Origin of the sequence: Salinivibrio sp. YCSC6, assembly GCF_004916735.1 — a bacterium.
Taxonomy (GTDB): Bacteria; Pseudomonadota; Gammaproteobacteria; order Enterobacterales; family Vibrionaceae; genus Salinivibrio; species Salinivibrio proteolyticus.
The window spans coordinates 1,868,791-1,882,327 of sequence record NZ_CP039516.1; the positions used below are offsets into that span (position 1 = coordinate 1,868,791).

General features: G+C 48.1%; 15 protein-coding genes and 1 riboswitch. Of the genes, 8 read left to right on the plus strand and 7 right to left on the minus strand.

The annotated features are described in order from the left end of the window. Positions 1-4 precede the first annotated feature (4 nt). The 3 genes from aat (at position 5) to infA (ending at position 1,794) form a co-directional block, all read left to right on the plus strand. Positions 5-724 carry a leucyl/phenylalanyl-tRNA--protein transferase gene (gene aat, locus E8E00_RS08565; protein WP_096627786.1) on the plus strand — a complete coding sequence of 240 codons (720 nt, stop codon included), beginning with the start codon at positions 5-7 and terminating at the stop codon, positions 722-724. After that, positions 721-1,446 carry an arginyltransferase gene (locus tag E8E00_RS08570; protein ID WP_096627783.1) on the plus strand — a complete coding sequence of 242 codons (726 nt, stop codon included), beginning with the start codon at positions 721-723 and terminating at the stop codon, positions 1,444-1,446. The genes aat and E8E00_RS08570 overlap by 4 nt, the downstream gene beginning before the upstream one ends. 129 nt (positions 1,447-1,575) lie before the next feature. Further along, entirely contained in the window at positions 1,576-1,794 is a 219-nt protein-coding gene (gene infA, locus E8E00_RS08575; RefSeq protein ID WP_069588804.1) for a translation initiation factor IF-1, read from the plus strand. 67 nt (positions 1,795-1,861) lie between these two features. Here the strand turns inward: infA and clpA are convergent, their stop codons facing one another. Then, the gene (clpA, locus tag E8E00_RS08580) at positions 1,862-4,117 is read right to left on the minus strand and encodes an ATP-dependent Clp protease ATP-binding subunit ClpA (RefSeq protein ID WP_077455191.1); all 2,256 of its coding nucleotides are present in this window, start codon (positions 4,115-4,117) and stop codon (positions 1,862-1,864) included. Between the two features lie 43 nt (positions 4,118-4,160). After that, a complete protein-coding gene (gene clpS, locus E8E00_RS08585; protein ID WP_069588801.1) occupies positions 4,161-4,481 on the minus strand; it encodes an ATP-dependent Clp protease adapter ClpS in 321 nt (106 codons plus the stop codon). Between the two features lie 822 nt (positions 4,482-5,303). On the opposite strand from clpS, the gene cspD reads away from it, so the two are divergent. Then, on the plus strand, positions 5,304-5,525 hold the full coding sequence (gene cspD, locus E8E00_RS08590; protein ID WP_069588926.1) for a cold shock domain-containing protein CspD: 222 nt from the start codon (positions 5,304-5,306) through the stop codon (positions 5,523-5,525). Positions 5,526-5,637: 112 nt separating this feature from the next. On the opposite strand, the gene E8E00_RS08595 is transcribed toward cspD, so the two are convergent. Next, positions 5,638-6,219, minus strand: a complete 582-nt coding sequence (locus E8E00_RS08595) for a thymidine kinase (RefSeq protein ID WP_069588799.1) — start codon at positions 6,217-6,219, stop codon at positions 5,638-5,640. 129 nt (positions 6,220-6,348) lie between these two features. Continuing rightward, positions 6,349-7,932, minus strand: coding sequence for a Na+/H+ antiporter NhaC family protein (locus E8E00_RS08600; protein ID WP_069588798.1), 1,584 nt, complete (start codon positions 7,930-7,932; stop codon positions 6,349-6,351). Positions 7,933-8,017: 85 nt separating this feature from the next. Next, positions 8,018-8,198, minus strand: a riboswitch (Lysine riboswitch). Between the two features lie 276 nt (positions 8,199-8,474). Here E8E00_RS08600 and E8E00_RS08605 point away from each other — a divergent pair. Next, positions 8,475-8,900: an H-NS family nucleoid-associated regulatory protein gene (locus E8E00_RS08605; RefSeq protein ID WP_069588796.1), complete on the plus strand. Its 426-nt coding sequence runs from the start codon at positions 8,475-8,477 to the stop codon at positions 8,898-8,900. A gap of 78 nt (positions 8,901-8,978) precedes the next feature. Here the strand turns inward: E8E00_RS08605 and E8E00_RS08610 are convergent, their stop codons facing one another. Both E8E00_RS08610 and E8E00_RS08615 read right to left on the minus strand, forming a co-directional pair. After that, on the minus strand, positions 8,979-9,953 hold the full coding sequence (locus E8E00_RS08610) for a lytic transglycosylase domain-containing protein (RefSeq protein WP_069588794.1): 975 nt from the start codon (positions 9,951-9,953) through the stop codon (positions 8,979-8,981). Positions 9,954-9,965: 12 nt separating this feature from the next. Next, positions 9,966-10,241 carry a YcgL domain-containing protein gene (locus E8E00_RS08615; protein WP_069588792.1) on the minus strand — a complete coding sequence of 92 codons (276 nt, stop codon included), beginning with the start codon at positions 10,239-10,241 and terminating at the stop codon, positions 9,966-9,968. A 274-nt stretch (positions 10,242-10,515) separates the two neighbouring features. Here E8E00_RS08615 and minC point away from each other — a divergent pair, with 274 nt between their 5' ends. The 3 genes from minC to minE are packed head-to-tail and all read left to right on the plus strand — an operon-like array spanning position 10,516 to position 12,279. Beyond that, positions 10,516-11,178 (plus strand): septum site-determining protein MinC, encoded by a 663-nt coding sequence (minC, locus tag E8E00_RS08620; RefSeq protein WP_069588789.1) that lies wholly within the window; start codon positions 10,516-10,518, stop codon positions 11,176-11,178. Between the two features lie 17 nt (positions 11,179-11,195). Next, positions 11,196-12,008 carry a septum site-determining protein MinD gene (gene minD, locus E8E00_RS08625; protein WP_077455195.1) on the plus strand — a complete coding sequence of 271 codons (813 nt, stop codon included), beginning with the start codon at positions 11,196-11,198 and terminating at the stop codon, positions 12,006-12,008. A gap of 1 nt (position 12,009) precedes the next feature. After that, a complete protein-coding gene (minE, locus tag E8E00_RS08630) occupies positions 12,010-12,279 on the plus strand; it encodes a cell division topological specificity factor MinE (protein ID WP_069588784.1) in 270 nt (89 codons plus the stop codon). Positions 12,280-12,331: 52 nt separating this feature from the next. Here minE and rnd read toward each other — a convergent pair whose 3' ends face one another. Then, on the minus strand, positions 12,332-13,468 hold the full coding sequence (rnd, locus tag E8E00_RS08635; protein WP_096627781.1) for a ribonuclease D: 1,137 nt from the start codon (positions 13,466-13,468) through the stop codon (positions 12,332-12,334). Positions 13,469-13,537 lie beyond the last annotated feature (69 nt).

Consider the following 13,537-nt stretch of genomic DNA (forward strand, 5'->3'; position numbering starts at 1 on the left):
GGGTATGACCCTCTTTTTGCCGCCATTAGCGGCAGATGATTTTCGCTTTCCTCCGGTGAGCGATGCACTCGCTCATCCAGATGGCCTGTTAGCTATTGGCGGCGATCTCTCGGCTGCACGGCTCATGTCTGCCTATCGTAGCGGTATTTTCCCTTGGTTTGGTGAAGAAGACCCGTTACTGTGGTGGTCGCCAAGTGAACGGGCCATCATTCGTCCCTCTGACTTTCACGTCAGCCGCAGCTTGCGCAAAGCGGCGCGCAAAAGCCAAGTGACCGTGACCGTCAATCACGCCTTCGAGGCAGTGATTCATCAATGTGCCGCCATCAGGGGCCCTGAGCAAACTTGGATCACCGACCAGATGCGCGAGGCCTACCTCGCCCTCCACCACCAGCACGATGCGCACAGTGTCGAGGTGTGGCAAGAGGATCAACTCGTAGGGGGATTGTATGGTGTCGCCGTAGGACAGTTTTTCTGCGGTGAATCCATGTTTTCGCTTATCGATAATGGCTCAAAATTCGCGCTTTGGCAGTTTTGTCGTCACTTTCAAGCTCAAGGTGGGCAGTACATCGATTGCCAAATGATGACGCCCCACCTTGCCTCTCTCGGCGCCAAGGCGTGGCCTCGGGATGAGTTTATTCACGCCCTATACGCGGCGCGAGACACGCGCTTAAAGGCCGCATATATGCCGCACGTTATCGCGGACTTTCGTGAGAGGCAGTCATGAGCGTCGCGCTAAAAGTCGGCCTTACTCCAGCTTCTCGCTGCCAATATATATCGACAGAGAACGAACAGCTCGCGGTCGTGTTATCCCCCGACATGCACCATCCTGCGGGTTACCAACAACTGATCAACGCCGGTTTTCGCCGCAGTGGTAACATGATGTATCGCCCGCATTGTCCTCACTGTAATGCGTGCCAATCCTTGCGCATTGATGTTGGCGCGTATCAACCAAGTAAAAGCCAAAAGCGCCATCGCAGCCAACTAAAACGGCTGCGGGTAAAGATTAGCGACCAGCTCGACCCAAACTGGTTTTCACTTTACGATCAATACATCACCGCGCGCCATGCTGATGGCAATATGTACCCAGCTAAAGCGGAGGACTTTATTACCTTCACCCATAGCGACTGGCTTCACCCCTGCTTTATTCATTTGTATGAGCCTAATAACGGTGAAGAGACCTTGGTTGCGATTGCCGTTACTGATGTGCTGAGTGACGGTTTAAGCGCCTTATACAGCTTTTTTGATCCGTTCCATCGTTTTTCATTAGGACGCGTCTGCATTCAAGCTCAACTTGAATATGCCAGCGCCGAGAAAAAATCGTGGCTTTATCTGGGCTATCAAATTGATGATTGTCCAGCCATGCGTTATAAAGCGGATTACTTCCCGCACCAACGCTTTATAAATCACCAATGGCGACCCTTTAGCTTGCCCATATCCACCGCTTAGTGGCTATTTTTTCTAGCAAGCTTGGCGTCGACAGGGTAAAATTCGCACCCGAACTTTACAGACTTTCAGAATAGAGGCATTATCTGTCGGTCAAAAAATTGGCTAAAACAGTAAGCCTAAGAGGATTCAATGGCAAAAGAAGACGTAATTGAAATGCAAGGTACCGTGCTAGACACGCTACCTAACACTATGTTCCGCGTTGAGCTAGAGAACGGTCACGTGGTGACTGCCCACATTTCAGGCAAGATGCGCAAAAACTATATCCGCATCCTGACCGGCGACAAAGTCACTGTTGAAATGACCCCTTACGATTTGTCGAAAGGTCGCATCGTTTTCCGTTCGCGTTAATCCTCATAACGCGATCAAAAAACCCGGCGCATGCGCCGGGTTTTGCTTATCAGACTTATCCTACGCTTTATGCAGGTTCCATCTGGTCGCTGAATTGGAAATCCAAGCGGTTGTTTTTAAGCACAACACGCACTGTCCCACCGTTCACTAGACAGCCAAACAACAGCTCGTTTGCCAACGGCTTTTTCAGGTTGTCTTGAATCACCCGGCCCATTGGACGCGCGCCCATGGCTTTGTCATAGCCCTCTTCGGCAAGCCAGCGCTTCGCTTCGGAGGTCACTTCCAAAGAGACCCCTTTCGCATCCAGCTGAGCTTGTAATTCAACAATAAACTTATCAACCACTTGCAGAATGACCGTTTCATCAAGGTGATTAAACCAAATGATGTTATCTAAACGGTTACGGAATTCCGGTGAGAACACCTTTTTGATTTCCGACATCGCATCGTGACTGTGATCTTGTTGAATCAAGCCAATAGACTTACGGACCGTCTCTGCCACACCGGCGTTGGTTGTCATGACCAAAATAACGTTACGGAAATCCGCTTTACGACCGTTGTTATCGGTCAGCGTCCCGTTATCCATCACCTGTAACAACAAGTTGAACACGTCCGGATGCGCTTTTTCGATTTCGTCCAGTAACACCACCGAGTGTGGATGCTTGATCACTGCATCAGTTAACAACCCACCTTGATCGTAACCCACGTAACCTGGAGGCGCACCAATCAGTCGACTCACAGTGTGGCGCTCCATATATTCGGACATATCAAAGCGCTGTAACTCGATTCCCATGGCACGTGCCAGTTGCACCGTGACTTCGGTTTTACCCACACCGGTTGGCCCTGCGAATAAGAACGAACCCACAGGCTTGTTCTCCTCGCCTAGCCCCGCTCGGCTCAGCTTAATCGCTTCCGACAGCGCCGTAATCGCCTTGTCTTGACCGAACACCAGCATCTTCAGCTTATCTTCCAACGACTGAAGCACATCTTTGTCCGAGGAAGATACTGATTTTTCTGGGATACGCGCCATCTTGGCAATCATCGACTCGACGTCCGCAACATTCACGGTTTTCTTACGCTTGCTCGCTGGCGCCATCCGACAACGCGCCCCAGCCTCATCAATCACATCAATCGCTTTATCTGGCAAATGACGTTCATTGATGTATTTAGCCGACAGTTCAACCGCCGCACGGATCGCCTTGTTGGTATAGCGAACTTCGTGGTGCGCTTCATATTTCGGCTTCAAGCCCATCAAAATCTTCGTGGTGTCATCGATAGACGGTTCAATGACATCGATTTTCTGGAAACGACGTGCCAAGGCACGCTCCTTCTCAAAGATGGAGCCATATTCTTGATAGGTTGTTGAGCCAATACAACGTAACTTCCCGCTGCTTAGCAATGGCTTAATCAAGTTTGCGGCATCAACTTGTCCACCACTCGCCGCCCCTGCACCGATAATGGTGTGGATTTCGTCGATAAAGAGTACGGCATGATCTTCTTTCTCAAGCTGCTTCAAGATGGACTTAAAGCGCTTCTCAAAATCGCCACGATATTTGGTACCCGCAAGAAGCGAGCCAATATCCAGCGAGTAAATCACGCAATCTTTGATGACATCAGGGACTTGCCCTTCTACGATTCTCCATGCGAGGCCTTCAGCGATAGCGGTTTTACCCACGCCGGCTTCGCCGACTAACAGCGGATTGTTCTTACGACGGCGGCACAGCACCTGAATGGTGCGTTCCAGTTCCTTATCACGACCAATCAACGGGTCAATGCCCCCGACCCGCGCGAGCTGATTCAGGTTGGTGGCAAAGTTTTCCAGTTTATCTTCACCGGGCTCGCCACTCGCCTCTTCAGCGCCCATGTCGCTACTCGGCAAATCGTCGTTGTCATCTTTCGTGGTGCCGTGAGAGATGAAATTCACCACATCCAAGCGACTCACGTCGTTCTTTTTCAATAGGTAAGCCGCGTGAGACTCTTGCTCGCTAAATATCGCGACCAATACGTTCGCACCACTCACTTCACTGCGCCCTGACGATTGCACATGGAACACCGCACGTTGCAGTACGCGCTGGAAACTCAATGTCGGTTGCGTTTCGCGTGATTCATCATCAACAGGGATAAGAGGGGTCGTTTGCTCAATAAACGCATCGAGCTCTTTACGCAGGCCATCTAGGTCTGCGCGGCAAGCTGTCAAGGCTTCTTGAGCGGCGGCGTTGTCAATTAACGCGAGAAGCAGGTGCTCCACCGTCATGAATTCGTGGCGCTTTTCACGCGCACGTGCAAAGGCTCCGTTGAGACTCGCTTCAAGTTCTTTGTTCAGCATAAGGCACCTCCCTCAATAACCGCGCTAAAGCGTGCCGGAGAAATCATGCTTTCTCCATGGTGCACAGCAATGGATGACCATGCTCTTTGGCGTACATCATCACTTGTGCCACTTTTGTTTCCGCTACCTCTGCGGTGAATACACCGCAAACGGCTTTTCCTTCGTAGTGCACCGTCAGCATGACTTGCGTCGCTTTGTCCACGTCCATGGCAAAAAACGTCTGGAGCACTTCAATGACAAACTCCATCGGCGTGTAGTCATCGTTATTCAGCACCACCTTGTACATAGATGGCGGTTGTAGCTTCGTCTTCTCTGACGCTGCGATGTCAGCATCAGGGAGCGCCCACTCGTTCCAATTACTCATAACCACTTACAATGCATTGTTTGGGTGTCTAGGCTGTCGTTGTGGCGGGGCGTTGCTGCCATCCACTGATCCCGTCCACCTATCTTTAAAGTTAAGCCACAGATTGTATTCCAGCAACCCTTTCAATGCGAACAAAGTGTGTCTGCACAATTGTTAGTCACTTACTGATATATCTAGGGGTAACAGTGCTAAAACGTTCACTGTTCAACAAAAACATCTCAGCCCCCACCATAAAGAATGTACAAAAATAAAGACATTCCACGGCTGTAAAGTGGAAATAACTGTGTTGATGGGATTGAAAAAGGGATTTTCGCTAAATCTATCTCAGTATTTAGACGTAAGAAATTATTCATAAAACAATAAAATTTATTACACCCAATGAATGCGATTTCATTCACGCCACTAGGTTATATCATCTTGTGTAGTGAGATAAACAACTCTAGATACAACACATAAACAGCTGAATTTATACCAATTAATCGACATCTCACCTATAACAGACAGCCACGTACCGAGCATCCATAGTGAGAGGTGACTCGATAGATTCATGAAAATGACATTATTGTTTTTTATGCATTTATTGTCAGGCTCTCACACTTTTCCGGATTACTATGAAAATGTTGTTATAAGTTATTATCGATACTTGACTGCCTAAAAGTATCTACTACAGTGGGAATTGTGGTAGATAAACTAACCACTTTTTGATCGCACGCTCACCATCTTGAGCAAATGCTGTCTGATGCGTGCTAGCGCAGAGGTCATGAGTGGGCACTTAGTTTATTGCAAGGTATGCAAAAGTTTGATGCAAGAGGGATGTTTCGCATGGAAACTGGTACAGTAAAATGGTTTAACAATGCCAAGGGATTCGGCTTTATTTGTCCTGAAGAAGGAGAAGGCGACGTTTTTGCGCATTACTCAACAATCCAAATGGATGGATACAGGACGTTGAAAGCGGGTCAGACCGTCAGCTACGAGGTTCAAGAAGGACCGAAAGGCTACCATGCGAGCCAAATCGTCCCCGTTGAACAAGAAGCAGCGAAATAACAACGCGTTATTCGCGACGGTTGCAAAGGAAAAAGCGAGCGCAATGCGTTCGCTTTTTTTCGTACTCGGCGCGCTCTACCTTATCGAGACACTCGCCCATCGCAGGGCATACTCATAGTAAGCCAAGAGCTTCCTTATAGTGCAACCGGCACACCGACACATAACGCTCGTTGCCACCGATCACAACTTGATCGCCATCAGCGATCGCATTGCCATTTGCATCTTGGCGGATCACTCGATTAGCTTTACGACCACAATGACAAACCGTTTTTAGTTCTACTAACTTATCCGCCCAAGCGAGTAAGTATTGAGAGCCTTCAAATAGCTCTCCTCGAAAGTCTGTGCGTAATCCATAACACAACACAGGAATACGCAATTTATCGACCACATCAGTTAACTCAAGCACTTGCTGTTTGGTGAGAAACTGGCTTTCATCCAGTAACAAGCAGTCTACTTTTTCGTGTTCTTGAATGGCTGAAACATGTTCGAATAAATTGGTTTCATTGTGGTATAGGTGCGCCTCTGTCTCTAAACCAATTCGTGAGCTAATTTTTCCCTGACCATATCGGTCATCGATTGCCGCTGTATATAACAGGGGCTGCATGCCTCGCTCTTGATAATTAAAGGCTGATTGCAAAAGTGTTGTCGACTTACCGGCATTCATTGCGGAGTAATAAAAATAAAGCTGCGCCATTGTTATCTCGGATTATTCGGTCATCAGGCTTAAAATCAATCCAGCATGCTACCGGATCTCATCAAAAAGGAAAGCCCCGACCAGCGGGGCTTTGCGCTCAATCCTATTATGAGGTAGTCACGAGCGAGATTAGGCCATGGCTTTGCATGGGCGCTTTTTCAGCCACAGTAGCGCAAAACAAAGCGCGACAAAGGCCAGTGTCGTGGCAGCAAATGCCAACCATAGTGATGCGGTAAAGCCAAGGACCAGAAAGCCAACCGCGGACACCAGAGCGCCACCAATCGCATAAGGCAACTGTGTCGAGACATGATCAATATGCCCACAGCGTGCTCCTGTAGATGACAAGATAGTGGTATCTGAGATCGGTGAGCAATGGTCACCAAACACCGCACCAGCTAATACCGCCGACAGCATAGGTAACATCAAGGAAATTTCCGTCGCCGCAGCCAGATCGCCCGCGATCGGTAGCATGATACCAAAGGTTCCCCATGAGGTGCCGGTCGCAAATGCCATCACTGCCGCGAGTGAAAAGAGCACAACAGGGAGTAGCTCAGATGGCATATTGCCCTGCACCAATGAAGACAGATATTTACCCGTTTGCAAGTCGCCGATGATATGGCCAATAGACCATGCAAACAGCAGAATAAGAATGGCCCCAAACATGGATTTCGCCCCGACCCATAAGGTTTTGCTGATCGCAGGCGCACCAATCCCTTGTTTGATCGTCATGGCTAAAGCAACGATAAGTCCCGCTGCGCCTCCCATCAGAAGGGACATGCCTACATCAGTATTCTCAAACGCGCCGAGTACTGAGAAAGATACATCGTCACCCGCTAACGCTTGTGCACCGGTGTAGAGCATCGCACTGATGGTCGCCACAACGAGGACCACAATCGGTAACACCAGATCAGAAACCGTGCCGTGCTCGCTTTCTTCAATCCCAAGATCGTCACAAAGATCGGCACAATTGTCGCTTTCATCCCCTAAGCGACTGCCTTTTTTTGCTTGGTATTCAAATTGACGCATGGGGCCAATATCAAGCTGAAACCAAATCACTGCAAAAACCAGCAGAAGCGCAAAGATTGCATAGAAGTTCATCGGGATCATGGTGACAAAGGCGCCGAGCGGCGTGTAATCAGTCACCCCATGTGCGACTAAAATCGAGCCGATGACGGTAATGATATAAGCGCCCCAGCTCGAAGCGGGGGTGATAACACACATAGGTGCAGCAGTCGAATCGAGAATATACGCAAGCTTCGCTCGAGACACATGGAAGCGATCGGTCACAGGGCGCGAAACAGCCCCCACCGCCAAGCTATTAAAATAGTCATCTACGAAAATAAATACGCCCAAAAAAGCCGCCAGTAGCTTTGCTCCTCGTTTGCTTTTAATTCGGCTCTGTGCCCAATTTGCAAACGCTCGTGTTCCTCCAGAGAGCGACAATAAAGCGGTGATCATCCCGAGTAGTACGAGGAAAGCAAGAATACTCATATTCCAGCTATTAATGCTGCCGTCAGCCACAAATAGGCCGGCAACCACATCAAAAAGGTATTGCGCCGATGTCCCTAGGGAAAAGTCAGCGAGTAGTAAGGTACCGAGTACAATCCCCATGCCTAGCGACAACAGCACGCGGCGTGTTGCAATGGCAAGGCCCAAAGCCAGCAAGGGTGGAAGTAACGATAAAGCGGATGAAGAAAAGTCTGTTAAGTTCATGATCTCAATATCAACCAATTGGTTGGAGATCTACTGCAGAAACGAAGACTGGTAAGGCGTGGTAACACACAGCAAACAACTTGCCTCCTACAGTAGCGCTCCATAGTGTGTCCTAATTACTATGGCAGTGCTGCTCCTATTCGGTAACAGCCCCAGCACAGTCGGCATGATGGCCTTACTGGCTTCGGCGTTGGCTCCTTTCATGTGCGGTCACTGGCATCACCCTCGTGCACATTACTTATAAACAACGCACCTCTACGTTAAGAGTGGAGCATTCTACACAAGATGTTCACTATCGCAACTGTTCACGCACAAAAAGCCACCACTTAAAACGTCACACTATCAAGTGTCGATGAAATCAGTCGCAATCACTCAAAATTTGGGCATATTTAAAAAAACACCCTTAAATATGGGTAACAAATATTGCGAACAGAAAATAAATAATGAAAAATAGGCATTAACTATTTTATGTAATATTGTATATTTCACTTATACTGTTACCATCCGTTCAATTAACATATAAATCAAATAGGAACCCAATAATGTCTGATGCAATGAAAGCGTTACTTAACCTACGCAGCTTACGTGCTGTCGCGAAAGAAATGACCGCCGAGCAACTTAAAGAAGCGTTAGAAAAGCTGCAAACCGTCGTTGAAGAACGTGAAGAGATTGAGCGTCAAGCGCAAGAAGAAGAAAAAGCACGCCTAGCGAAACTAGAAAAATACCGTGAGATGTTAATCGCCGATGGTATTGAACCTGATGAACTCATGAAATTATTAGGTGGTGCAAGCAAGTCTAAATCAACAGGCAAGCGCGCGGCACGCCCTGCTAAATATCAATACACTGATAGCGACGGCTCGGTAAAAACATGGACCGGTCAAGGTCGTATGCCGAAAGTGATCCGTGAAGCAACCGAAAATGGTAGCGCGAAATTAGAAGACTTCTTGATCCCTGGTCAACAAGCCTAAGTGTTGCACATAAAGATAAAAAAAAGAGGCCGGACGGCCTCTTTTTTTGTCTGATTCGTAAAACTCTGTCATCATCCATTAACCAAACTTTATCCGGTCTGCCAAATGACTGACTGCTAACGCAAAGTAGTGCGAACGGTTCCATTTCAACAAGCTTTGATAATTGTTATAAACCAAATAAGCTCGTCCAAGTTCATCATCAGGCTGAATCAACCAAGCTTGAATATCGACATTCGGCAACGCTTGGCCATTAAGACGCGTTACACCTAATGCTTGCCATTGATTCAATGACAGCGCCTTATTACTTTCGACACCAAGTTTATTCCTATCTATATGCTTTGGTAATTTAACTTGGCGTCCCCATGTGTACGTATCGTCCCAGCCAGCTTGTTTTAGATAGTTCGCCGCAGAAGCAAAGACATCAGCTTCCGTTTGCCAAATATCTTTTTTACCATCTTGGTTCCCATCAACCGCATAATGAAGGAAAGACGTCGGCATAAACTGGCTTTGCCCCATTGCACCGGCCCATGAACCTTTCATGTTTTCAGGCGCAATATGCCCTTCTTGCAATATGGTCAGTGCTGCCATTGTTTGTTGGCGGAAAAAGGCTTCTCGACGCCCATCATAAGCCAATGTGGCCAATGCTTCGATAACATTGTAGTTGCCTTGCAGTTTGCCAAAATTACTTTCCACGCCCCACAAGGCTACAATGAAACGAGGCTGAACCTGATATTCCTCACCGACTTTTTTTAGCGCCGCATAATGTTTTTTATACAGCGCTTTCGCCTGATCGACTTTCCAATCCGGTACGGCGCGGGGAATGTATTCATCCAAGGTTAAACGCCGCTCAGGTTGATTTCTATCGGCACTGACTGCCCGTTCATGATACTCAATGCCAGCAAACGCGCGTGCCAGTATATCGTCATCAATCCCTGCTTGACGCGCTTCCTCTTTCAATGATTCGACGTACTGATCAAACCCTTCTTTTGCAAATAGCGGCCCCGAGGTAAAAACTGAGGCTGCAACCAATGCTGAAATCAAACCTTTGCGCATACGCTTCCCTAATTACAATTTTTCATTCTTGTTTCGGATAGCCTGCAACGCCGCATCCGGTGGCGGTGGTAATTGTAGAAAGAACCCTTCGTTTTGCAGACTTTGTTTCACTTTCTCAATATCAACAACCGCAAGTTTTTCTCGCTTACCGAGATCAATCATCATGGCAAACTCTGGTTGTCCAAAACTGTTCATTAATGCTTCTGGCACATCATCGAATTTATCTCTCCCCGGTACATAAAGATAGGTGCCTTCTTTCTTTTTGCTACGATAAATTGCGCAATACATCTCAATGTCCTCATCAGCATGCCATAACGATGGCGAAATAGTGTCATCGACGAGTTAAGGTTTGTTAGGCTTTGCCGCAAAATGTGTCACACAATGCTCACTAAACGCGGCTCACATCGCGCACCATGACAAGAAATCGCCAAAATTAGGGGGCAATGTCCGCCGAATATCAAACCCTGCTTGCCGCATCGATGCTGTGAATATACCATGCTATCCAACGTCTGATAATGCGCGTCTGACTCGCGTTTCAACGATATAACCGGAATCAAACAACATGCACAAACACCCGGAGTTGAAAGGCTCAACTTTTACTTTGTCTGTTCTTCATCTTGTGGATGACAATTTTACTGAAGCGGCCGCCATTTTGGCTGATAAGGTTTCCCAAGCCCCCGCATTTTTTGAAGGCGCGCCTGTGGTGGCGGATGTCAGCCGTTTAAAGCTATGCCCAGATCTCACCGCTTTAAAGCACTGTTTAAGTGAAACTGGGATGATTTTAGTCGGCCTTACTGGCGTCACGCATAACGATACCCGCCAGCAAGCCAAATCGGTGGGGCTTGCGGTACTCAAATCGAGCAAGCAATCTCGTGTTGCCGATCCGATTCAAACTCCCACTAAAGTGGTCACGAATCCCGTGCGCTCAGGACAGCAAATCTATGCCAAAAATGCTGACTTGGTGGTATTGAACCATGTCAGTGCCGGGGCGGAAGTCATTGCTGATGGCAGTATTCATATTTACGGCGTGCTGCGCGGCAGAGCCATTGCCGGCGCCAGCGGCCAGCAGCAAGCGCGTATTTATTGCCAGAATTTACAATCAGAATTATTGTCAGTAGCCGGTAGCTACTGGCTAAGCGACAAAATTCCATCTGAGTTTATTGAGCGCCCCGTCATGGTCTCGCTCAATCAAGAAAGCTTACAAATAGACCCCCTCACGCTATAACAGAATAAGGACGAGGAATGGCACGAATTATTGTAATTACCTCCGGTAAAGGCGGTGTTGGTAAAACCACGTCGAGTGCAGCACTCGCGACGGGACTCGCCATGGCTGGCAAAAAAACCGCAGTGATTGATTTTGATATTGGTCTTCGTAATCTCGATTTAATTATGGGATGTGAGCGCCGCGTGGTATATGACTTTGTCAACGTGATCAACGGCGAAGCCAACCTTAATCAAGCGCTGATCAAAGACAAACGGGTTGAAAATCTATTTATTCTTCCAGCCTCACAAACTCGTGATAAAGATGCGCTCACCAAAGAGGGCGTCGAACGGGTGTTAAAAGAGATGGATGAGCTTGGGTTTGAATACATCATCTGCGATTCGCCTGCGGGTATCGAAGCTGGCGCCCTCATGGCCCTTTATTTTGCCGACGAAGCCATCGTCACGACCAACCCTGAAGTCTCTTCGGTGCGCGACTCTGATCGCATTCTGGGCATTCTCGATTCAAAATCTCGCCGCGCCGAGAACGGTGAGGAACCGGTTAAGCACCACTTGCTCTTAACCCGTTATAACCCAAGCCGCGTGACCAACGGCGAGATGCTCAGTGTGTCGGATGTTGAGGAAATCTTACGTATCCCACTGTTAGGGGTCATCCCAGAAAGCCAGTCAGTACTGCATGCCTCAAACAAAGGCGAGCCCGTGGTTCTCGATCAAGAATCGGATGCGGGACAAGCGTATGAAGATGCCATTGCAAGATTGCTTGGCGAAGAGCGCCCATTCCGCTTTATTGAGGAAGAGCGCAAAGGTTTTCTAAAACGCTTATTTGGAGGCTAATGTGGCATTGCTAGAGTTCTTTCGGCCAGCCAAGAAAAAATCCGCCAACATTGCAAAAGAGCGCCTGCAAATCATTGTTGCGGAGCGACGCAGTGCAGATAGCCCTGCCCCAACCTATTTGCCACAGCTCAAGCAAGATATCTTAGATGTGATCCGTAAATATGTGGATATCGGTCCCGAGCAAGTCTCCGTGAGCCTCGAGCAAGGGGACGACGATCTTTCCGTCTTAGAGTTAAATGTGACTTTGCCGGAAGAAGGGAAAGAGAGCTAAAGCGTGAGCCTCGTTCGCTGATTGTAGAAAAGCGGTGCCAAGCACCGCTTTTTTAATGCGTCACTGGCGCACTGGGAATCATCGCTATCAGGCGCTTGCCAATCAGAGTATATCGCCACCCTTGTGCGAGGTCTGGGCGTTTATCCTCCGCTTTATGCTCTCGCCATACCCAACTGATCAACTGATTCAATTGCTTCTTTGAGCCAATAAACTCCGGTACAAAACCCAGCTCATCCGCACACTGTTGAACGCTTTCTTTGAGCGTCTTAATCACGGCTTTGTAACCCGGCTCATCGACTAAACGCGTGATGGGTTGTGGCCACTTCGCTTTAGGAAGCTTCTCAGCTTGCTTCGCCAGCGTGATCAAGGTTTGGGCATGATAGCGAATCTCAAATTTATCAAAATCATGCGCTTGCATTTGCTCAACGCTACGAATTCCAAATCGCGCCATTTTCCAAAGGTGAAGCTCTTTCACAATAAAATTAAGCGCGATATCGCGACGTCGTGCCTCTTTCGCGCGCCACTTTGCAAGCGATTGGAGTACCGCCAATTGATTCGGCTGCAGCTGCCACGCATATTTAATATCAAGATATGCCAGCGAATCCTCTTTAGGTTGGCGTTTTTTGTCACATAAGCGGGTACATTCTTCTTGCAACGCCGCTTGCCACTGTGTTTTTGCCAAGGCTTTCTCAAGCGCTTGGTACAGAGGCATCAAATAATACACATCCGCCGCCGCATAATGCTTTTGCTTATCGGTTAGTGGGCGCGCACACCAATCAGTGCGTGATTCGCCTTTATCAAGCGCCACTCCCACATAAGTATTCACCAAACTCGCAAATCCTTCTGATACACCGTGCCCTAAAAAAGCAGCCATCAGCTGGGTATCAACCATAGGGGTGGGTAAGGTACCGGCATAGTGTTGGAACACATCCAAGTCTTCACTACTGGCATGCAATACTTTGGTGACATTGGTGTCAGCCAGCAATGCCCACAATGGGGAAAGATCTTCGATTTCAATCGGATCGATGAGTACAAGTTGCTCACCATCATACAATTGCACCAACCCAAGTTGCGCGTAAAACGTACGGGTACGCACAAATTCGGTATCGACCATCACAGCAGGTTTCTGGCGCATTTTTGCGCATACGTCGACAAGTTGTTGATGTGATGTGAGTAGTTGATAATTCACAAGTTAGCCTATAAAGAAAATGCCGGCAATGCCGGCATTTCGTGATTCGTTACGCTCCAGTTTACCCTT

Excerpts from the sequence above, each read along its gene's own strand:
- aat (WP_096627786.1), top strand. The coding sequence starts at position 5 with ATGACCCTCTTTTTGCCGCCATTAGCGGCAGATGATTTTCGCTTTCCT.
- E8E00_RS08570 (WP_096627783.1), top strand. The coding sequence starts at position 721 with ATGAGCGTCGCGCTAAAAGTCGGCCTTACTCCAGCTTCTCGCTGCCAA.
- infA (WP_069588804.1), top strand. The coding sequence starts at position 1,576 with ATGGCAAAAGAAGACGTAATTGAAATGCAAGGTACCGTGCTAGACACG.
- clpA (WP_077455191.1), bottom strand. The coding sequence starts at position 4,117 with ATGCTGAACAAAGAACTTGAAGCGAGTCTCAACGGAGCCTTTGCACGT.
- clpS (WP_069588801.1), bottom strand. The coding sequence starts at position 4,481 with ATGAGTAATTGGAACGAGTGGGCGCTCCCTGATGCTGACATCGCAGCG.
- cspD (WP_069588926.1), top strand. The coding sequence starts at position 5,304 with ATGGAAACTGGTACAGTAAAATGGTTTAACAATGCCAAGGGATTCGGC.
- E8E00_RS08595 (WP_069588799.1), bottom strand. The coding sequence starts at position 6,219 with ATGGCGCAGCTTTATTTTTATTACTCCGCAATGAATGCCGGTAAGTCG.
- E8E00_RS08600 (WP_069588798.1), bottom strand. The coding sequence starts at position 7,932 with ATGAACTTAACAGACTTTTCTTCATCCGCTTTATCGTTACTTCCACCC.
- E8E00_RS08605 (WP_069588796.1), top strand. The coding sequence starts at position 8,475 with ATGTCTGATGCAATGAAAGCGTTACTTAACCTACGCAGCTTACGTGCT.
- E8E00_RS08610 (WP_069588794.1), bottom strand. The coding sequence starts at position 9,953 with ATGCGCAAAGGTTTGATTTCAGCATTGGTTGCAGCCTCAGTTTTTACC.
- E8E00_RS08615 (WP_069588792.1), bottom strand. The coding sequence starts at position 10,241 with ATGTATTGCGCAATTTATCGTAGCAAAAAGAAAGAAGGCACCTATCTT.
- minC (WP_069588789.1), top strand. The coding sequence starts at position 10,516 with ATGCACAAACACCCGGAGTTGAAAGGCTCAACTTTTACTTTGTCTGTT.
- minD (WP_077455195.1), top strand. The coding sequence starts at position 11,196 with ATGGCACGAATTATTGTAATTACCTCCGGTAAAGGCGGTGTTGGTAAA.